Here is a 20,852-nt window from a genome sequence, read left to right as displayed (position 1 = left end):
CTAATGGCTAAACCAGGTCAAGATACACAAAGTGCACAAGGTGGACTTTCGGAATTGAAGCGCCGATTACTCTTCGTATTGGGTGCTATCATAATTTACCGTCTAGGTTCATTTGTGCCGATCCCTGGGATTGACGCCGCTGTACTTGCCGATTTCTTCGAGCAACAAAAGGGCACCATTGTTGAGATGTTCAACATGTTTAGCGGTGGTGCGCTTGAGCGAGCTTCAGTGTTAGCACTGGGTATCATGCCGTATATCTCGGCTTCGATTATTACGCAACTATTAACGCATATGTATCCGCCGTTTATAGAGCTTAAGAAAGAAGGTGAGCAAGGGCGTAAAAAGATAAGCCAGTACACACGCTACGGCACGCTTGTGCTTGCTACTATCCAATCAATCGGTATTGCCACAAGCTTACCGGGCATGATGAACGGGTTAGTTGTTAACCCAGGTATGGGATTCTATTTCACCGCAGTGGTGAGTTTAGTAACCGGTACTATGTTCCTTATGTGGTTGGGCGAACAGATAACAGAACGTGGTATCGGTAACGGTATCTCAGTTCTAATATTTGTTGGTATTGTAGCTAACCTGCCGTCTGCTATTGGTTCGACAGCCGAAATGGCGCGCCAAGGTGATTTGAATGTTTTTGTACTGTTGATGGTTGCGGTTATAGTATTCGCTGTTACTTATCTTGTTGTATTCTTTGAACGTGGTCAACGACGTATCGTTGTTAACTACGCTAAACGTCAACAAGGTCGTCAAGTATTTGCTGCTCAAAGCACGCATTTACCTCTGAAAGTAAATATGGCGGGTGTTATTCCACCAATCTTTGCTAGCAGTATAATTCTGTTCCCTGGTACAATTGCAAGCTGGTTCGGCCAGGGTGAAGGTCCGGTTGCTGATGTGCTACAAGCAATTGCTACAACGTTGACTCCAGGTCAGCCTTTGTATGCAATGGTTTTAGCTGCGGCTATCATCTTCTTCTGCTTTTTCTACACAGCGTTGGTTTTTAACCCGCGTGAAACAGCAGACAACCTGAAAAAATCTGGCGCATTTATCCCAGGTATTCGTCCAGGTGAGCAGACATCTAAATACATTGATAAAGTGATGACACGCCTGACATTGGCAGGTGCTTTGTATATAACCTTTATCTGTCTGGTGCCCGAATTCATGACTATGGCATGGCAAACGCCATTCTATTTCGGCGGTACATCAATTTTGATTATCGTTGTTGTAATCATGGACTTTATGGCACAAGTACAGACGCATCTGATGTCACATCAGTATGATTCTGTGCTGAAAAAAGCGAACCTTAAAGGCTACGGTCGATAAGGTCAGTTTACGGAGTTGAGCAATGAAAGTACGTGCTTCCGTTAAGAAAATATGCCGTAACTGTAAAGTTATTAAACGTGCTGGTGTAGTACGCGTAATTTGCAGTGAGCCTAAGCATAAGCAAAGGCAAGGCTAAGTAAACAGTCGTGCAGGCTGAGATTTCTCGGCCTGTGTTTTTAGTTGTGATTTGGTCTTCGTTTGAGTATCCTTACGGGCTTTTCAAACAGATGATTACCAAATTCAAATATAGGAGATGTGTTAGTGGCCCGTATCGCTGGCATTAACGTCCCTGATCATAAACATGCAGTTATTGGTTTAACAGCTATTTATGGCATAGGTAAGACTCGCTCTAAGGCTATCTTAGAAGCGACTGGTATCGCCGAGACCACAAAAATCGGTGAACTTTCAGACGAAACACTTGACGTATTGCGTGAAGCAGTTGGCAAGTACACTGTAGAAGGTGACCTTCGTCGTGAAGTTACTTTGAATATCAAGCGCCTTATGGACCTTGGTTGTTTCCGTGGCCTACGTCACCGTCGCTCTTTACCACTTCGTGGTCAAAGAACAAAGACTAACGCGCGTACCCGTAAGGGTCCTCGTAAGCCTATTAAGCGATAAGGGGATAGTAAAATGGCTAAGACACCAATTCGTCGTAAAAAGGTTAAAAAGCAAGTTGCTGATGGTATGGCTCATGTTCATGCGTCTTTCAACAACACTATTGTAACGATTACCGACCGTCAAGGTAATGCACTATCATGGGCTACTGCCGGTGGTTCAGGTTTCCGTGGTTCACGTAAATCTACTCCATTCGCTGCTCAGGTTGCTGCAGAGCGTGCAGGTACTGCTGCTCAAGAATACGGTTTAAAAAATCTAGAAGTTTTCATCAAAGGTCCAGGTCCAGGTCGTGAATCTGCTGTACGTGCTTTGAATGCTGCTGGTTACCGTATCACCAACATTACTGACGTGACGCCAATACCACATAATGGTTGTCGTCCACCGAAGAAACGTCGCGTTTAACAATAGGTTAGGAGAAATAACATGGCAAGATATTTGGGCCCTAAGCTCAAGCTGAGTCGTCGTGAAGGTACTGACCTGTTCCTTAAGAGCGGCGTAAGAGCTATCGACTCTAAGTGTAAACTTGAGACTGCACCTGGTCAGCACGGCGCTCGTAAAGGACGCTTATCTGATTACGGTTTACAATTACGTGAAAAGCAAAAAGTACGTCGTATCTACGGTGTATTAGAAAAGCAATTCCGTAACTACTACAAAGAAGCTGCTCGCCTTAAAGGCAACACAGGTGAAAACTTGTTACAGCTTTTAGAGCAACGTTTAGACAATGTTGTATATCGCATGGGTTTTGCTAGCACACGCGCTGAAGCACGTCAGTTAGTAAGCCACAAAGCGATTCTAGTTAATGGTCGTGTTGTGAATATTCCTTCATACGTAATTACTCCAGAAGATACTGTTGTAATCCGTGAGAAGTCTAAAACACAAGCACGTATCATCGCTGCTCTAGAGTTGGCTGAGCAACGTGAAAAGCCGACTTGGGTTGAAGTTGACGGTAAGAAATTGGAAGGTAGCTTCAAGCGCCTACCTGAGCGTTCAGATCTGTCTGCGGACATTAATGAACAACTAATCGTCGAACTTTACTCTAAGTAAAGTTAAGAGTTAAGAGAGGATAAAATGCAGGGTTCTGTTACAGAATTTCTAAAACCAAGGTTAGTCGATATCGACGCTATCAACCCAACGCGTTCTAAAGTAGTTTTAGAACCACTCGAGCGTGGCTTTGGTCACACTTTGGGTAATGCCTTACGCCGTATACTGTTATCATCTATGCCTGGATGTGCAGTAACTGAAGTTGAAATCGACGGTGTATTGCATGAGTACAGCGCGAAAGAAGGCGTACAAGAAGACATCATTGAAATACTACTAAACCTTAAAGGTCTAGCGGTAACGTTAGAAGGCAAAGATGAAGTTTTTCTGACCCTGACTAAATCTGGTGTAGGCCCTGTGACTGCGGCAGATATTCAGCACGATGGCGATGTAACAATTGCTAACCCAGATCATGTTATTTGTAATTTAACAACAAATAACAGCGAGATCAGCATGCGTATTCGTGTTGAGCGTGGTCGTGGTTATGTGCCGGCATCTAGTCGTTTATCCTCTGATGACGATGAGCGTCCAATTGGTCGATTGCTGCTTGATGCATCATTCAGCCCAGTTGAACGTATTGCGTACTCGGTTGAATCAGCCCGTGTTGAGCAACGTACAGATTTAGACAAGTTAATCATTGATATGGAAACAAACGGCACCTTAGATCCTGAAGAAGCGATCCGCCGTGCGTCTACTATCTTAGCTGAGCAATTAGATGCATTCGTAGATTTACGTGATGTAACTGAGCCAGAAGAGAAAGAAGAGAAGCCAGAATTCGATCCTATTCTACTTCGTCCAGTTGATGATCTTGAATTAACAGTACGTTCAGCAAACTGTTTGAAAGCCGAGCAAATTCAATATATCGGTGATTTAGTTCAGCGCACTGAAGTTGAGCTTCTTAAAACGCCTAATCTAGGTAAGAAGTCTCTAACTGAAATAAAAGACGTGCTAGCTTCACGTGGTCTTTCTCTAGGCATGCGCCTAGAAAATTGGCCGCCTGCAAGCCTAGCTGAATAATCTAAATCACTATATTAGTTTAGTTAGAAGGATAGGGTCATGCGCCATCGTAAGAGTGGTCGTCAATTAAACCGTAACAGTAGCCATCGTAAAGCGATGTTCAGCAATATGGCAGGTTCTTTGGTGAAACATGAAATCATCAAAACTACTTTGCCTAAAGCGAAAGAGTTACGCCGTGTAATTGAACCTTTAATCACACTGGCTAAGACTGACAGTGTAGCAAATCGCCGTTTAGCGTTTGCTCGCACGCGTGATAATGAAGTAGTTGGTAAGTTATTCAGTGAAATCGGTCCTCGTAATGCGGATCGTCCAGGTGGTTACACTCGTATTCTTAAGTGTGGCTTCCGTGCTGGTGATAATGCACCAATGGCTTATATTGAACTAGTTGGTCGCCCAGCGGCGAGCGAAGAAGTTCAAGAAGACGCGCAGTCTGCAGAGTAAGTCTTAAAGAGACACCAAAAAGCCGAGCTTATGCTCGGCTTTTTAATATCTAAAATTTACACAAAATGAATAAAGCTTTTAGCTCTATTATTAATAGCAAATTTATTCTCATTCCTTTCATCTAATAAAATAGCCTAACTAGAATCGACGAATCATAATGCGAGCGTTTAGGACTGCTATCTTTCTATTTATAAGTAAAGCTATTTAGACTAATAAATATATGACCATGTAACGACTTTTACAGTTTATAGTTATTAATATAAAAAGTTCGAAATAATTGATACCCACCAATAGCTCATTAACTTTATATAGTAGAGCCCTTGCCTGATGTACTTATTCGCCACTAATCTAAATGGCCATATAAAGCTAAACAATTTGTTTTCTTGATAATCGCTACAATAACTATGAAAAGATTTTCCAAAAAATAAGTTTTTACAGCTTTAAAGGCGAAATATGATTAGGTTTAGTTGTCTTTTTAAGCGTTTAGTCTAAATATCCAGCGAACAGTCATTTATTTCAAGTTTTCTGCAAAAAAGGGTTGATCTGTTTTCGGATCTCCCTATAATGCGACCCCACTGAGACGGCAGAACGCAACGCATAGCGAGGCACGAGCTACTCAGTGAGTCGAGTAAAACTTAGTTTTGAAAACTTTAAAGTTTAACAAAATTAAGTGTTGACAAAAAAATAGGAAAGCGTAATATGCGCAGCCCTAGCGAGATAAAGTTTAACGCTTTAATCGCAACGTTCTTTAACAATATAAAGCAATCATCTGTGTGGGCACTCGTACAGATTGAGTTCTAACAGCCAAGCTACTTAGGTAGTGAGGCAAACAAATTTAGAGTCTCAATTGAAACTGAGTGACCAACAGCAATAACTTACTTAGGTTTTACTTAAGGAAAGAATTGCAGCACAGTCAATTCAATATCGAAAGATATTAAATAAATTCAGAATTCATTGAGCTGTCGAAAGACATAAAACTTTTTAATTGAAGAGTTTGATCATGGCTCAGATTGAACGCTGGCGGCAGGCCTAACACATGCAAGTCGAGCGGTAACAGAAAGTAGCTTGCTACTTTGCTGACGAGCGGCGGACGGGTGAGTAATGCTTGGGAACATGCCTTGAGGTGGGGGACAACAGTTGGAAACGACTGCTAATACCGCATAATGTCTACGGACCAAAGGGGGCTTCGGCTCTCGCCTTTAGATTGGCCCAAGTGGGATTAGCTAGTTGGTGAGGTAATGGCTCACCAAGGCGACGATCCCTAGCTGGTTTGAGAGGATGATCAGCCACACTGGGACTGAGACACGGCCCAGACTCCTACGGGAGGCAGCAGTGGGGAATATTGCACAATGGGCGCAAGCCTGATGCAGCCATGCCGCGTGTGTGAAGAAGGCCTTCGGGTTGTAAAGCACTTTCAGTCAGGAGGAAAGGTTAGTAGTTAATACCTGCTAGCTGTGACGTTACTGACAGAAGAAGCACCGGCTAACTCCGTGCCAGCAGCCGCGGTAATACGGAGGGTGCGAGCGTTAATCGGAATTACTGGGCGTAAAGCGTACGCAGGCGGTTTGTTAAGCGAGATGTGAAAGCCCCGGGCTCAACCTGGGAACTGCATTTCGAACTGGCAAACTAGAGTGTGATAGAGGGTGGTAGAATTTCAGGTGTAGCGGTGAAATGCGTAGAGATCTGAAGGAATACCGATGGCGAAGGCAGCCACCTGGGTCAACACTGACGCTCATGTACGAAAGCGTGGGGAGCAAACAGGATTAGATACCCTGGTAGTCCACGCCGTAAACGATGTCTACTAGAAGCTCGGAACCTCGGTTCTGTTTTTCAAAGCTAACGCATTAAGTAGACCGCCTGGGGAGTACGGCCGCAAGGTTAAAACTCAAATGAATTGACGGGGGCCCGCACAAGCGGTGGAGCATGTGGTTTAATTCGATGCAACGCGAAGAACCTTACCTACACTTGACATACAGAGAACTTACCAGAGATGGTTTGGTGCCTTCGGGAACTCTGATACAGGTGCTGCATGGCTGTCGTCAGCTCGTGTTGTGAGATGTTGGGTTAAGTCCCGCAACGAGCGCAACCCCTATCCTTAGTTGCTAGCAGGTAATGCTGAGAACTCTAAGGAGACTGCCGGTGATAAACCGGAGGAAGGTGGGGACGACGTCAAGTCATCATGGCCCTTACGTGTAGGGCTACACACGTGCTACAATGGCGCATACAGAGTGCTGCGAACTCTGCGAGAGGTAAGCGAATCACTTAAAGTGCGTCGTAGTCCGGATTGGAGTCTGCAACTCGACTCCATGAAGTCGGAATCGCTAGTAATCGCGTATCAGAATGACGCGGTGAATACGTTCCCGGGCCTTGTACACACCGCCCGTCACACCATGGGAGTGGGTTGCTCCAGAAGTAGATAGTCTAACCCTCGGGAGGACGTTTACCACGGAGTGATTCATGACTGGGGTGAAGTCGTAACAAGGTAGCCCTAGGGGAACCTGGGGCTGGATCACCTCCTTATACGATTTAGAACTTATTTGTTCGTAGTGTCCACACAGATGATTGTTAGTTAGTTTTACCCTTTGGGTTAACTAATTAATATGCTCTTTAAAAATTTGGAAAAGCTGATAATAAAATTCGTATGAATACATTGTATTTGTACAGAGTTTTCAAAAGTAAAAAAGAATGATAGCAGTATCATTCAGTGCCATTTAATCCTCGGATTAATTGGTATCTACTTTAGTATTCAATATTAACTTCTGGCGAAGTTAAACTGTCACAAAACAAAGACCCGTTTGGGTTGTATGGTTAAGTGACTAAGCGTACACGGTGGATGCCTTGGCAGTTGGAGGCGATGAAGGACGTATTAACTTGCGATAAGCCTAGTCAAGCTAGTAAAAAGCACTTGAGACTAGGATTTCCGAATGGGGAAACCCACCTGCTTGCAGGTATCGTTAACTGAATACATAGGTTAACGAGGCGAACGCGGAGAACTGAAACATCTAAGTACCCGTAGGAAAAGAAATCAACCGAGATTCCGATAGTAGCGGCGAGCGAAATCGGAACAGCCCTTAAGCTTATTATGTGTTAATGGAAGGCTCTGGAAAGTGCCACGATACAGGGTGATAGTCCCGTACATGAAAACGCATTTTAAGTGAAATCGAGTAGGTCGGAGCACGTGAAACTTTGACTGAATATAGGTGGACCATCATCTAAGGCTAAATACTCCCAACTGACCGATAGTGAACCAGTACCGTGAGGGAAAGGCGAAAAGAACCCCTGTGAGGGGAGTGAAATAGAACCTGAAACCGTGTACGTACAAGCAGTAGGAGCCCTTCGAGGGTGACTGCGTACCTTTTGTATAATGGGTCAGCGACTTATATTTTGTAGCGAGGTTAACCGATTAGGGTAGCCGTAGGGAAACCGAGTCTTAACTGGGCGAATAGTTGCAAGGTATAGACCCGAAACCCGGTGATCTAGCCATGGGCAGGTTGAAGGTTGAGTAACATCAACTGGAGGACCGAACCCACTAACGTTGAAAAGTTAGGGGATGACCTGTGGTTAGGAGTGAAAGGCTAATCAAACCGGGAGATAGCTGGTTCTCCCCGAAATCTATTTAGGTAGAGCCTCGGACGAATACTTACGGGGGTAGAGCACTGTTAAGGCTAGGGGGTCATCCCGACTTACCAACCCTTTGCAAACTCCGAATACCGTAAAGTAATATCCGGGAGACACACGGCGGGTGCTAACGTCCGTCGTGAAGAGGGAAACAACCCAGACCGCCAGCTAAGGTCCCAAAGTCATAGTTAAGTGGGAAACGATGTGGAAAGGCCCAGACAGCCAGGAGGTTGGCTTAGAAGCAGCCATCCTTTAAAGAAAGCGTAATAGCTCACTGGTCGAGTCGGTCTGCGCGGAAGATGTAACGGGGCTAAACTATGCACCGAAGCTGCGGATTCAGAATTTATTCTGAGTGGTAGGGGAGCGTTCTGTAAGCGGTTGAAGGTGTACCGGGAGGTATGCTGGACGTATCAGAAGTGCGAATGCTGACATGAGTAACGATAATGCGGGTGAAAAACCCGCACGCCGGAAGACCAAGGGTTCCTATCCCATGTTAATCAGGGTAGGGTAAGTCGACCCCTAAGGCGAGGCCGAAAGGCGTAGTCGATGGGAAACGGATTAATATTTCCGTACTTGGTATAATTGCGATGGGGGGACGGAGCAGGCTAAGCAAGCATGGCGATGGTAGTCCATGTGAAAGTGTGTAGGCTAGTGACTTAGGTAAATCCGGGTTGCTGTTAGGCTGAGACACGAGACGAGTCACCAAGGTGATGAAGTTGCTGATGCCATACTTCCAGGAAAAGCCTCTAAGCTTCAGATTATACCGAATCGTACCCCAAACCGACACAGGTGGTCAGGTAGAGAATACTAAGGCGCTTGAGAGAACTCGGGTGAAGGAACTAGGCAAAATCGTACCGTAACTTCGGGAGAAGGTACGCTCCGATTGGTGATGAGACTTGCTCTCTAAGCTGATTGGAGCCGCAGTGACCAGGTGGCTGGGACTGTTTATTAAAAACACAGCACTGTGCAAAATCGCAAGATGACGTATACGGTGTGACACCTGCCCGGTGCCGGAAGGTTAATTGATGGGGTTATCTTCGGAGAAGCTCTTGATCGAAGCCCCGGTAAACGGCGGCCGTAACTATAACGGTCCTAAGGTAGCGAAATTCCTTGTCGGGTAAGTTCCGACCTGCACGAATGGTGTAACCATGGCCACGCTGTCTCCACCCGAGACTCAGTGAAATTGAAATCGCAGTGAAGATGCTGTGTACCCGCGGCTAGACGGAAAGACCCCGTGAACCTTTACTACAGCTTGGCACTGAACATTGAACCTACATGTGTAGGATAGGTGGGAGACTTAGAAGCAGAGACGCTAGTTTTTGTGGAGTCGTCCTTGAAATACCACCCTTGTAGTTTTGATGTTCTAACGTTGGCCCCTGAATCGGGGTTACGGACAGTGCCTGGTGGGTAGTTTGACTGGGGCGGTCTCCTCCCAAAGAGTAACGGAGGAGCACGAAGGTTGGCTAAGTACGGTCGGACATCGTACGGTTAGTGTAATGGTAGAAGCCAGCTTAACTGCGAGACAGACACGTCGAGCAGGTACGAAAGTAGGTCATAGTGATCCGGTGGTTCTGAATGGAAGGGCCATCGCTCAACGGATAAAAGGTACTCCGGGGATAACAGGCTGATACCGCCCAAGAGTTCATATCGACGGCGGTGTTTGGCACCTCGATGTCGGCTCATCACATCCTGGGGCTGAAGTCGGTCCCAAGGGTATGGCTGTTCGCCATTTAAAGTGGTACGCGAGCTGGGTTTAGAACGTCGTGAGACAGTTCGGTCCCTATCTGCCGTGGGCGTTTGAGAATTGAGAGGGGTTGCTCCTAGTACGAGAGGACCGGAGTGAACGAACCGCTGGTGTTCGGGTTGTCATGCCAATGGCATTGCCCGGTAGCTACGTTCGGAACTGATAAGCGCTGAAAGCATCTAAGCGCGAAGCAGGCCTCGAGATGAGTTCTCACTAGACTTTTAAAGTCTCTGAAGGGCCGTTGAAGACTACAACGTTGATAGGCAAGATGTGGAAGTGGTGTGAGCCATTAAGCTAACTTGTACTAATTACCCGTGAGGCTTAACCATACAACGCCAAACGCGTTTTATGTGATAGTGAAACAAGCGAAGAAGTTAATATAACTAAAGTAGATACTAGAAGACTTTATTATCAGAATTCCAAATTTTAGTTAGTGCGTAGTAATACGGACTGACACCCAAATTTGCTTGGTGACAATAGCGTTTTGGACCCACCTGACCCCATGCCGAACTCAGTAGTGAAACGAAACAGCGCCGATGATAGTGTAGCATTTGTTATGTGAAAGTAGGACATTACCAGGCTCCAAATAAGAGAAACCCGTTACAGCAATGTAGCGGGTTTTTTGCTGTTTGGGATTTAATAAACATAGCCAAGACCCCATGCCGAACTCAGTAGTGAAACGAAACAGCTCGAAGGCGAGCCCCGACCAATGATAGTGTAGCATTTGTTATGTGAAAGTAGGACATTCTACTGCGTAGCGCACCGACTCCAAATACAAGAAAGCCCGACTCGAAAGAGCCGGGCTTTTTTACGTCTTCAGGAAAGTGAAAGTATTAGCCGTCAGCCGTCAGCCGTCAGCCGTCAGCTGCACAGCGTTAACCTCAGAGCCAACGCATGCCATTAAAAACATCAAATGTACCTTGCTATGTGGCTCTCTAGCGCTGTAGGCACTACGATATTCTACTGCGTGGCCACTACGAAGTAGCACATCACTCCAAAAGCAAGCAAGACTCGAATGACCTGAGCCTTCTTGTGTTCGGAGGAGTTTACCAGTAATAGCTAGTGTTGTTTGATGTGCTCTAACAGGGTAAAGAGTGAGATATTGGACAGATTTACCCTACAGTATAGTTTCATTGCTGATGACATCCCGTAACTGTACTAATTGTGACATAGTTTAATAGCGTTTAATTTGAGATATACAAACTAGTAACTGCTACTTTAAAGCTTAATAGGCTCTCGGTGAGCCTTTATTAAGAAATGCACAAAACATAGGGAAACGTTTTAGCTAATAGGTGGCTTATCAGCAATTATTAAAGTAACTAAGTTGCTGAAGTAAAATAGATAGGATCAAAAACGCCAACTCAAGGTTGGCGTTTTAATTATCAGGCTAAAGGTGATTATTAAACTTTAGGGCCCGCGTTTTTAATTTCGTCAGATACGTCGTATTTAGCAAAATTTTCTGTGAAATCAGATGCTAGCTTAGCCGCATACTCTGCGTATTTAGCTTTGTCTTCCCAGGTATTGATTGGGTTAAGAAGCTTGCTATCTACGCCCGGTACTGCAACTGGTACGTCTAGGTTTAGCACGTCAATGTGTTGGGTTTCCACACCGGCTAATTTTCCAGATACGATTGCATCCACAACAGCTCGTGTTGTTGGAATATCAAAACGCTTACCAATACCGTAAGGGCCACCTGTCCATCCAGTGTTAACTAGGTAAACTTTAGCGCCGAATTCACGTACACGCTTCATTAGAAGCTCTGCGTATACACCTGCAGGGCGTGGGAAGAAAGGAGCACCAAAACAGGTTGAGAATGTTGATTCAATATCGCTAGTAGAACCAATTTCTGTAGAGCCAACTTTTGCTGTGTAGCCACTTAGGAAGTGAAATGCTGCAGCTTCTTCGGTTAGAACAGATACCGGCGGTAGTACACCACTCACATCACATGTTAGAAAAACAACAGCCTTAGGCTCACCTGCGCGGTTTTCAACTTTACGTTTTTCAACGTGCTCTAGTGGGTAAGCTGCACGGCTATTTTGAGTTAGGCTGGTATCGTTGAAATCAGGAACACGGTTTTCATCAAGTACCACATTCTCTAAAATTGTACCGAATCGAATAGCATCCCAGATAACAGGTTCGTTTTTCTGAGAAAGGTCGATACATTTAGCGTAACAACCACCTTCGATATTAAATACACTACCTGGTGCCCAGCCGTGCTCGTCATCACCGATTAAGAAGCGAGTTGGATCTGCTGATAATGTTGTTTTACCTGTACCAGATAAACCAAAGAATAATGCGGTATCTCCTGCTTCACCTACGTTAGCAGAACAGTGCATTGGTAATACACCTTTCGCTGGTAGTAGGAAGTTTTGCACAGAGAACATCGATTTTTTCATTTCACCCGCGTAGCGCATGCCAGCAAGTAACACTTTACGTTGTGCAAAGTTAATAATAACTGTGCCATCGCTATTGGTACCATCGCGCTCTGGATCACATACAAACGAAGGTACGTTCATTACTTGCCACTGAGGAAAGTCGGCTTTGTTGTATGATTGTGGTTGGATGAACATATTTTTAGCGAAGATATGGTGCCAAGCAGTTTCTGTTGTTACAACCACTGGAAGGTAGTGCTCTGGATCAGCGCCTACTTCAAGGTGAGAGATAAAGTGGTCGTTGCTTTGCACATGTGCTTCTACACGTGCCCATAAGGCGTCAAACTTATCTGCATCGAATGGGCGATTTACATTACCCCATTGGATTTCATTTTCAGTACTTGATTCTTGAACAATAAAACGATCTTTTGGAGAACGACCGGTACGACGACCAGTGTTAGCTACAAAAGCACCATTGGCGGCTAAAGTCCCTTCGCCACGGCTGATAGCGTGTTCGACAAGTTCAGCTGCAGTTAGATCGACAAAACGGGTAGCGCTTGAAGTCATGTTTATACCTAAATTGTGTGAGATTGAACGGGATAGCTCTGGGTCTTAGTAACCTTTAAGCTTCAAATATAGTAACAGATGGATTAAGGATATTCGAGCTTATAAACGCCGTAAAAACATATAAATTAAGGAAAAAACATGAATAATTTCAATGATACCGGTGTCATGAAAAATGCTCAGCTTGTGATACCGGTGTCATTTTTTGGGCACAAAAAAGCCATAAAAAATTATGGCTATTTTATAGTATGTTTTAAAAAGCTAGATTAATTAAATATACTTTTTATATCTTGTTCGTTAAATACATAATCTTTTAAACAGTAATGACAGCTAATTTTAATCTCACCATTTTTTTCGACATCATCCAAAAGCGTTTGTTGACCAACATTAACTAAAGCTGTCATCGTTTTTTCGCGATTACAGCCACATTTAAATTGAATTGGTTGAGGGTCAAATACGCGTGGGTTATCTTCATGATAAAGGCGCGTTAGAATAGTATTGGCATCAAGCTCTAGTAGCTCCTCATCTTTAATAGTATTGCTGAGTGCTTCTAAGTGAGCAAAATCTTCAATCGATTTTTGTTTATCTACAGGTAGCACTTGTAAAAATAGCCCACATGCTTTGGCGCAGCCTTCTTCAGTATCGGTTGCAAACCAAAGGCGCGTCTTTAATTGCTCAGACTGCTCAAAATAGCTTTCTATACATTCACTTAATGTATCATGCTCTAAAGGTACTATACCTTGGTAACGCTCACCTTGAGTTGGAGTAATCGTGATAACCATGTAGCCTTGGCCAATGAGCTCTTTTACCGTTGAGCCAGTAACTTCATGTTGTAATCGCGCAATACCACGCATATTTTGTTGATCATCACCATTGATCACCGCATATTTTACGGGGCCATCACCTTGTAGTTGAACTGCAATTTCGCCTTCAAACTTCAACGTTGCTGTTAATAAACAGGTTGCAACAAGCAGCTCACCTAATAATGCTTTAACGGGCTCTGGATAATTGTGTTTCGCAATCATTTCATTGTAAGCGTTGTCTATTTGTACGAGTTCGCCACGAACATCGAGGTTGTCAAATAAATAGCGGTGAAGTAAATCTTGTTGCATGAGCGGCTATACCTAACTTGATTTCATTTTTAAAAGTTCGCGCCTTTGCTTTTTATCTGGTTTTTTATCCGGATGAGGAGCAAAGAAACTGTTATTTTTGCGTGCAATACTATTTTCTTCACGCTTAGCAATACTAGCATCAGATTCTTGATACATGGTCTGTGCAATGGGGGCGCTTTGGCGCTTTTCAAGTATATTTAATACTGTGATGGTTTTTTCATCAACGCCTTGAGCTAGCTTTATAACTGCGCCAATTTCTACAATTTTACTAGCCTTACTGCGTTGCCCATTATAATGTACTTTGCCGCCTTGTACCATTTCTCGAGCTATTGCACGCGTTTTATAAAATCGAGCCGCCCATAACCATTTGTCCAACCTCACTTTAAGTGCGTCAGCGTTTTCTGAGCTGCCATTGAGTTTAGTTTTCTTTGTCATAAAACATCCCTAGTAAATTTACTGCCTAGGTAAATTATCACGAAACCGTTACCGCATGTAGCTATTGCTTGATAGCTGATACGATAAATAAATTAATCTGTTTACAAAGTTTAATATTAGCGTGCTTGTTGAATGAAAAATGAAAAGGTACTATGGCTGAGTGATTTCGTTATAAATTAAAATAAGAACACTACCTATGGAACAGCACGTTCAACAATTTAAGCAGTTATTAAACCGTTTACCGCATGCTAAATTAAGCGCAATGGTTATGGTTTTAATTGTTGTTTATATTGCATTTTTATTATCAAAACTGATGTGGCTATTATGGCCGCAGCCAGTAACATCTCCTCTTGCCCCTATCAGCTATTCTAACCAAGCTGTGGGTGGCAATAACCAGTCTGTAGACTCGATCATTGAGCAATTTTTATTTGGTAAAGTAAATGTAACAAAAAACACCAATACTGCTTCGCAAACTAAAGTCATTAATAATGCCCCTGAAACGCGTCTTAGTATTAATTTAACCGGTATCGTTGCTGTTAGTAATGATGATAAGGCGGGAATGGCTATTATTGAGTCGCAAGGTCGCCAGACGAGTTATTTAGTAGAGGATGTGGTGCAAGGTACACGTGCAAAAGTATCGCAAATACTCCCAGATCGTGTGATTCTAGATGTAAGTGGTCGCTTTGAAACCTTAATGCTTGATGGGCTCGACTTTACCAAAACAGTGTCTATGCCGGTACTCGCTGCGCGAGATGAGTCTGAAATGGGGCCTTTAGCGCCTTCAGCACAAAGCGATGAACAAATTGATGCCACTGCCAACCTTGAGGTGAAAGAAGTATTAATAGAAACTCGCGAAGAGCTTTTAGAAGAACCTGGCAAGCTATTTGATTATATACGTGTTTCTCAAGCGATGAATGATGGGGAACTTATAGGTTATCGTTTGAGTCTAGGTAAAGAGCCCGAACTATTTAAACAAATGGGATTACAAAATAACGATTTAGCCGTGGCAATTAACGGTTATCAATTAACAGATTTAAAACAGGCAATGGCAGCAATGAATGAGCTGCGAAACAGTACAGATGCAACTATCACAATAGAGCGTGATGGTGAGCAAATAGATGTACTATTTAGTCTGCAATAACTTAGCTTTGGAGTTTTAACATAATGGTTCAGGTGCTACACCTCAAAAAAATTAAAAAAGGGTTAGCTAAGTATGCAGCACTTTTTTTAGCGGCAAGTCTTTCTATGTCGGTTGCTGCTGTTGAATACGCTGCTAACTTTAAGGGCACAGATATTAATGAGTTTATTAATATTGTTGGCAAAAACCTTAATAAAACCATCATTATTGATCCTAACGTGCGTGGCAAAGTAAATGTACGCAGTTACGAATTAATGGATGAGGCACTTTACTATCAGTTCTTTTTAAATGTTTTAGAAGTTTACGGTTATTCAGCCGTCGAAATGGATAACAACATAATAAAAATAGAAAAAAGCTCAGATGCCAAAAAGTCAAATGTGCCATTAATTACTGCTGATAGCCAAGCGCTTGGCGATATGATGATTACACGGGTTGTGCGAGTTAAAAATGTAAGCGTACAAGAGTTAGGCCCTTTAGTTCGCCAATTTAGCGACCAAAAAGACGGCGGTCACGTTGCTAACTTTAATGCCGCCAACGTCATGATGCTAACTGGTCATGCAGCCTCGGTTAACCGCTTAGTAGAAATTATTCGCTCTGTTGACCAAGCGGGTGATAAGCGAGTCGATATCGTTAAGCTTAAGTTCGCAACGGCTGATGATGTTGTCTCTGTAGTAGAGAATATATACAAAGACAGTGGTAAGGGTAGCGTACCTGAGTTTTTAATTCCTAAAGTGGTGGCTGATGGTCGTACTAATAGTGTGATTGTTAGTGGTGAAGGCCAAGCACGCACACGGGCCATTGAGCTCATTAAACGTTTAGATGGCGAACTGGAAAGCCAAGGTAATACTAAAGTGTTTTACCTCAACTACGCAAAGGCCGAAGATTTAGTAAAAGTACTCCAAGGTGTGAGCAAATCGCTAGCAGAGGACACGCAAGGTGGAGCTACTAAATCACGTAGTAGTAATAAAAACGACACTAGCATTGAAGCTCACCCAGATTCAAATTCATTAGTCATTACCGCCCAGCCAGATACTATGCGTTCACTAGAATCTGTTATTGAGCGCTTAGATATTCGCCGCGCACAAGTACTAGTGGAAGCCATTATTATTGAAGTAATGGAAGGCGATGGCGTTAACTTTGGCCTGCAATGGATTTCAGAAGAAGGCGGCATGCTGCAATTTAATAATGGTACCACTGTGCCTGTCGGTGCTTTAGCCGTAGCTGCTGAGCAAGCACGAGATAAAACAGTAACTAAAACGATTATTGGAACAGAGACGGGTACTCCAACTGAATATGATGAAACAAAAGAAGGCGACTACGGCCCGCTTGCATCATTACTTGGTGGCATTAATGGTTTGGCCATGGGGGTAATTAAAAATGATTGGGGTGCAATCGTACAAGCAGTATCTACCGATACTAATTCTAATATCCTAGCGACTCCATCTATTACCACTATGGATAACGAAGAGGCGTCTATTTTAGTTGGTCAAGAAGTGCCTATTATTACCGGTTCACAAACAGGTAGTAACAATGAAAATCCATTTCAAACGGTTGAGCGTCAAGAAGTGGGTATAAAACTTAAAGTGACACCACAAATTAACGATGGTTCTGCAGTGCAATTAACCATTGAGCAAGAAGTTTCTAGTGTAAGTGGTGCAACGGCAGTTGATATTTCAGTCAATAAGCGTGCAATTAAAACAACCGTAATGGCAGATGATGGCGGCATGGTGGTATTAGGCGGCTTGATTGATGAAGATGTACAAGAAAGCGTGTCAAAAGTACCATTACTAGGTGACATCCCTATTTTAGGGCACTTATTTAAGTCAACTAATACAACAAAACGTAAGCGTAATCTTATTGTATTTATAAGACCGACCATAATTCGCGATGGCGTTAGCATGAATAAACTTAGCTTTAATAAATATAACTTTATTCGCGGCGAGCAATTTAAAAAACGTGAAGATGGTATTAATTTGATGCCAAAGTCAGACACGCCTATTTTACCTGAGTGGAATGACGAACTAGTGCTACCTCCTACGTACGAAGAGCATTTACGCAAACAAAATGCACAAGAGCGTAATGATGACTAATGCGATAGAAGATATTAATCAAGATGTTGTTCATCCAATTACTCACAGTAATGATGAACAGCTTGCTCAAGATGACTTAATTGAGCTGCCAGCAAAGCGTTTGCCGTTTTCATATGCCAGACGAGTGGGTGCGTTACTTAGTAAACATAAGGATAACCGAGTTGTTTACTACCGTGGCGAGTTGGATGTTGATGTATTATTAGAAGTGCGCCGTATTGCAGGACATGGCTTTACACTTGAGCAACTAGAAGATGATAAGTTTGAGCTATTACTAGAAGCATCGTATCAACGTGATAGCTCAGAAACTCAGCAAATGATGGAAGACATTGGTAATGAGGTTGATTTATTCTCACTAGCTGATGAGCTACCTCAAACTGAAGACTTACTTGCCGGTGACGACGATGCGCCAATTATAAAGCTGATTAATGCCATGCTCAGTGAGGCAATTAAAGAAGGTGCCTCTGATATTCACATTGAAACATTTGAGCAAGAGCTGGTTATTCGTTTTCGAGTGGATGGCGTACTCAAGGAAGTTCTAAAGCCTAATCGTAAACTAGCCTCTTTGCTGGTATCGCGTATTAAAGTAATGGCCAAACTCGATATTGCAGAAAAACGCATACCGCAAGATGGCCGTATTAGTTTACGTATAGCTGGGCGCGCAGTGGATGTGCGTGTGTCGACTATGCCATCGAGCTTTGGTGAGCGCGTGGTACTGCGTTTGCTTGATAAAAACAATGCACGTTTAAATCTAGAAGACTTAGGTATGACAGCTCGAAACCGAGAGCTGTTTGCCGACTTAATTAGCAAGCCTCACGGTATAATCTTAGTAACAGGCCCTACAGGCTCTGGTAAAAGTACGACTTTGTACGCCGGTATGAGCCAAATTAACTCGCGGGATCGCAATATTTTAACGGTTGAAGATCCAATCGAGTACGAAATTCCTGGCATTGGCCAAACACAGGTTAATACCAAGGTTGATATGACTTTTGCCCGTGGTCTGCGCGCTATTTTACGTCAAGATCCTGATGTAGTTATGGTCGGTGAAATACGTGACTTAGAAACCGCTCAAATTGGTGTACAAGCATCGCTGACTGGTCACTTAGTTATGTCTACATTGCATACCAATACCGCCTCAGGTGCAATTACCCGTATGGAAGATATGGGTGTTGAGCCATTCTTATTATCGTCATCATTACTCGGCGTATTGTCACAGCGCTTAGTACGTACCTTATGCAATAGCTGTAAAGAAGGGCATATTGCAGATGAGCGTGAATGTGAATTACTCGGCGTACCGTTTGATAATGCTCCGACGATTTACCGCGCGGTAGGGTGTGAAGAGTGTAACTTTAATGGCTACCGAGGTCGTACAGGTATTCACGAATTATTAGTCGTTGATGAAACTATTCGTGAAATGATCCACAGCGGTAAAGGTGAGCAAAGCGTAGAGAAATATATTCGTAAACGCAGCCCAAGTATTCGTCAAGATGGCTGCAGCCGCGTACTTGCGGGTAAAACAACGCTTGAAGAAGTATTACGCGTAACCCGTGAGGAAGGCTAACAATGGCGGCGTTTGAATACCGTGCATTAGATGGCCGGGGAAAAGAAAAAAAAGGTATTTTAGAAGCCGATACAGCTAAGCAAGTTCGTCAGCTTCTGCGCGATCAAAAGCTCACACCACTTGAGGTGGTGCCTGCTGCGCAAGATGACAAACAAGTTAAAGGTCAAAAAGTACCTTTACTCGGTTCTTTATTTAAACCAACCATATCAACTGCCGATCTCGCTTTGATCACTCGTCAGCTTGCAACCCTAATTCAGTCTGCCCTTCCTGTAGAAGGGGCGGTGATGGCGGTTGCTGAGCAGTGTGAAAAACCACGCTTAAAACGTATGTTAATGTCGGTGCGCTCTAAAGTAGTGGAAGGTTATACCCTGGCTGATGGTATGAGTGAGTTTCCGCATGTATTTGACGATTTATACCGCGCTATGGTGGCGGCAGGTGAAAAGTCAGGTCACTTAGATCAAGTGCTCAACAGGCTAGCTGATTATACCGAGCAGCGCCAACATATGCGCAGTCAAATTACGCAGGCTATGGTGTATCCGATTATTTTGGTGGTGTTTGCTATTGGTATTGTTTCGGTGTTATTAGGTACTGTAGTACCTAAAATATTAAAAACGTTCGAAAAAACCAAACAAGTTTTACCTTGGACTACCGAGTGGGTTATGGCTGGTAGTCATTTTGTGCAAAATTACTGGTTTATAAGTTTACTGGTGATCACCGCTACCGCGGTTGGAATCAAGTATGCGCTTAAAAAACCTAAGGTACGGTTTTGGTGGGATGCAAAAGTATTACATATGCCAGGCATTGGTAAAGTTGCTAGAGGGATTAACACCGCGCGCTTTGCTCGTACTTTAAGTATTTTATCGTCAAGTTCAGTACCGCTACTAGAAGGAATGCGTATTTCTGGTGGGGTATTAGTTAACGAAAAAATCAAACAAGCTGTGGCTGATGCCGCAGAAAGAGTAAGTGAAGGGGCAAGCCTACGTGCTTCACTGCAGCAAACTAAGTTGTTTCCACCAATGATGCTGCATATGATAGCCAGTGGTGAAAAGTCTGGTGAACTTGAGCAAATGTTAGAGCGAGCCGCTAACAATCAAGATCGCGAGTTTGAAAGTATGGTCAATGTGTCATTAAAATTATTAGAACCCGCAATGATTGCCTCTATGGCAGTCATTGTACTGTTTATAGTAATGGCAATTTTGCAGCCAATTATGGCAATGAATAAGGCTGTTGGCCTTTAATTATTTTTTTATATTAATGATTTACTTAAATCATTTTTGTTTAGTGTTTTTAGAATAACGAGGTAATAACGTGAATAAACAATCAGGTTTTTCTTTATTAGAAGTGATGGTGGTATTGGTTATCATCGGGATGATCATGTCGATTGTGGCACCTAATATTATGGGTCAGCAAGAAGAAGCGGCTATTGATAAAGCGCATTTAGATATTCAGCAGTTAGAAGATGCCGTTAGCCTTTACAAGTTAAAAAATAAAAGCTACCCGAGTACAGAGCAAGGGCTTGAGGCGTTGGTAACTAAAACCAGCATTGAGCCTATTCCAAAGCGTTTTCCTGATGGCGGTTTTATTAGTAAATTGCCAGAAGATCCATGGGGCAACCCTTACCAACTTATTTACCCAGGTGAAGTAGGTAAAATTGATATTTTTTCAATGGGGCCTGATGGCGAACCGGCTACTGAGGATGATATTGGTAACTGGGGTGAAGATAAGCAGTAATGGGCATTAACTTAATCATACGCTTAAACTTAGTTGATTGGGGTTTA

Annotated in this window: 15 protein-coding genes and 3 rRNA genes; 15 read left to right on the top strand and 3 right to left on the bottom strand. The window is 43.4% G+C overall.

Annotation, left to right across the window (positions count from 1 at the left end; translation table 11 throughout):
• Nucleotides 1-3: 3 nt before the first annotated feature.
• The 10 genes from secY to rrf all read left to right on the top strand — a co-directional run bounded on the left by secY (nt 4) and on the right by rrf (nt 10,386).
• Nucleotides 4-1,332 carry a preprotein translocase subunit SecY gene (gene secY / locus ACNSN3_RS13675; protein WP_008115380.1) on the top strand — a complete coding sequence of 443 codons (1,329 nt, stop codon included), beginning with the start codon at nt 4-6 and terminating at the stop codon, nt 1,330-1,332.
• Between the two features lie 22 nt (nt 1,333-1,354).
• Nucleotides 1,355-1,468, top strand: a complete 114-nt coding sequence (gene rpmJ, locus ACNSN3_RS13670; RefSeq protein WP_002959476.1) for a 50S ribosomal protein L36 — start codon at nt 1,355-1,357, stop codon at nt 1,466-1,468.
• 125 nt (nt 1,469-1,593) lie between these two features.
• Nucleotides 1,594-1,950, top strand: coding sequence for a 30S ribosomal protein S13 (gene rpsM / locus ACNSN3_RS13665; protein ID WP_008115377.1), 357 nt, complete (start codon nt 1,594-1,596; stop codon nt 1,948-1,950).
• A gap of 12 nt (nt 1,951-1,962) precedes the next feature.
• On the top strand, nt 1,963-2,349 hold the full coding sequence (rpsK, locus tag ACNSN3_RS13660; RefSeq protein ID WP_002959471.1) for a 30S ribosomal protein S11: 387 nt from the start codon (nt 1,963-1,965) through the stop codon (nt 2,347-2,349).
• Nucleotides 2,350-2,370: 21 nt separating this feature from the next.
• Entirely contained in the window at nt 2,371-2,991 is a 621-nt protein-coding gene (gene rpsD, locus ACNSN3_RS13655; protein WP_002959461.1) for a 30S ribosomal protein S4, read from the top strand.
• 24 nt (nt 2,992-3,015) lie between these two features.
• Nucleotides 3,016-4,002: a DNA-directed RNA polymerase subunit alpha gene (locus ACNSN3_RS13650; protein ID WP_008115371.1), complete on the top strand. Its 987-nt coding sequence runs from the start codon at nt 3,016-3,018 to the stop codon at nt 4,000-4,002.
• A gap of 39 nt (nt 4,003-4,041) precedes the next feature.
• Entirely contained in the window at nt 4,042-4,443 is a 402-nt protein-coding gene (gene rplQ / locus ACNSN3_RS13645; protein WP_008115370.1) for a 50S ribosomal protein L17, read from the top strand.
• A gap of 982 nt (nt 4,444-5,425) precedes the next feature.
• Nucleotides 5,426-6,963, top strand: a 16S ribosomal RNA gene (locus ACNSN3_RS13640).
• 286 nt (nt 6,964-7,249) lie between these two features.
• Nucleotides 7,250-10,134 (top strand): 23S ribosomal RNA (locus ACNSN3_RS13635).
• 137 nt (nt 10,135-10,271) lie between these two features.
• Nucleotides 10,272-10,386 (top strand): 5S ribosomal RNA (gene rrf / locus ACNSN3_RS13630).
• The 16S, 23S and 5S rRNA genes sit together here, the layout of an rRNA operon.
• Nucleotides 10,387-11,205: 819 nt before the next feature.
• Here rrf and ACNSN3_RS13625 read toward each other — a convergent pair.
• From ACNSN3_RS13625 to hslR, 3 genes are all read right to left on the bottom strand, one after another.
• Nucleotides 11,206-12,744, bottom strand: a complete 1,539-nt coding sequence (locus ACNSN3_RS13625; RefSeq protein WP_010392990.1) for a phosphoenolpyruvate carboxykinase — start codon at nt 12,742-12,744, stop codon at nt 11,206-11,208.
• A 263-nt stretch (nt 12,745-13,007) separates the two neighbouring features.
• The gene (gene hslO / locus ACNSN3_RS13620; RefSeq protein WP_008113427.1) at nt 13,008-13,853 is read right to left on the bottom strand and encodes an Hsp33 family molecular chaperone HslO; all 846 of its coding nucleotides are present in this window, start codon (nt 13,851-13,853) and stop codon (nt 13,008-13,010) included.
• Between the two features lie 12 nt (nt 13,854-13,865).
• On the bottom strand, nt 13,866-14,288 hold the full coding sequence (gene hslR / locus ACNSN3_RS13615) for a ribosome-associated heat shock protein Hsp15 (protein WP_418607743.1): 423 nt from the start codon (nt 14,286-14,288) through the stop codon (nt 13,866-13,868).
• 196 nt (nt 14,289-14,484) lie between these two features.
• On the opposite strand from hslR, the gene gspC reads away from it, so the two are divergent.
• The 5 genes from gspC to gspG all read left to right on the top strand — a co-directional run bounded on the left by gspC (nt 14,485) and on the right by gspG (nt 20,805).
• Nucleotides 14,485-15,429, top strand: a complete 945-nt coding sequence (gspC, locus tag ACNSN3_RS13610; RefSeq protein ID WP_418607742.1) for a type II secretion system protein GspC — start codon at nt 14,485-14,487, stop codon at nt 15,427-15,429.
• A 23-nt stretch (nt 15,430-15,452) separates the two neighbouring features.
• A complete protein-coding gene (gspD, locus tag ACNSN3_RS13605) occupies nt 15,453-17,516 on the top strand; it encodes a type II secretion system secretin GspD (RefSeq protein WP_054202941.1) in 2,064 nt (687 codons plus the stop codon).
• A complete protein-coding gene (gene gspE, locus ACNSN3_RS13600; RefSeq protein ID WP_418609073.1) occupies nt 17,509-19,074 on the top strand; it encodes a type II secretion system ATPase GspE in 1,566 nt (521 codons plus the stop codon). The genes gspD and gspE overlap by 8 nt, the downstream gene beginning before the upstream one ends.
• Nucleotides 19,075-19,076: 2 nt before the next feature.
• On the top strand, nt 19,077-20,312 hold the full coding sequence (gene gspF, locus ACNSN3_RS13595; protein ID WP_075169550.1) for a type II secretion system inner membrane protein GspF: 1,236 nt from the start codon (nt 19,077-19,079) through the stop codon (nt 20,310-20,312).
• Between the two features lie 70 nt (nt 20,313-20,382).
• Nucleotides 20,383-20,805, top strand: coding sequence for a type II secretion system major pseudopilin GspG (gene gspG, locus ACNSN3_RS13590; protein WP_010393008.1), 423 nt, complete (start codon nt 20,383-20,385; stop codon nt 20,803-20,805).
• Nucleotides 20,806-20,852: the final 47 nt, after the last annotated feature.

The sequence above is a fragment of the Pseudoalteromonas sp. US3C1004 genome (genome assembly GCF_048401065.1).
Taxonomy (GTDB): domain Bacteria; phylum Pseudomonadota; class Gammaproteobacteria; order Enterobacterales; family Alteromonadaceae; genus Pseudoalteromonas; species Pseudoalteromonas undina.
This window is presented reverse-complemented; position numbering and strand designations above follow the sequence as displayed.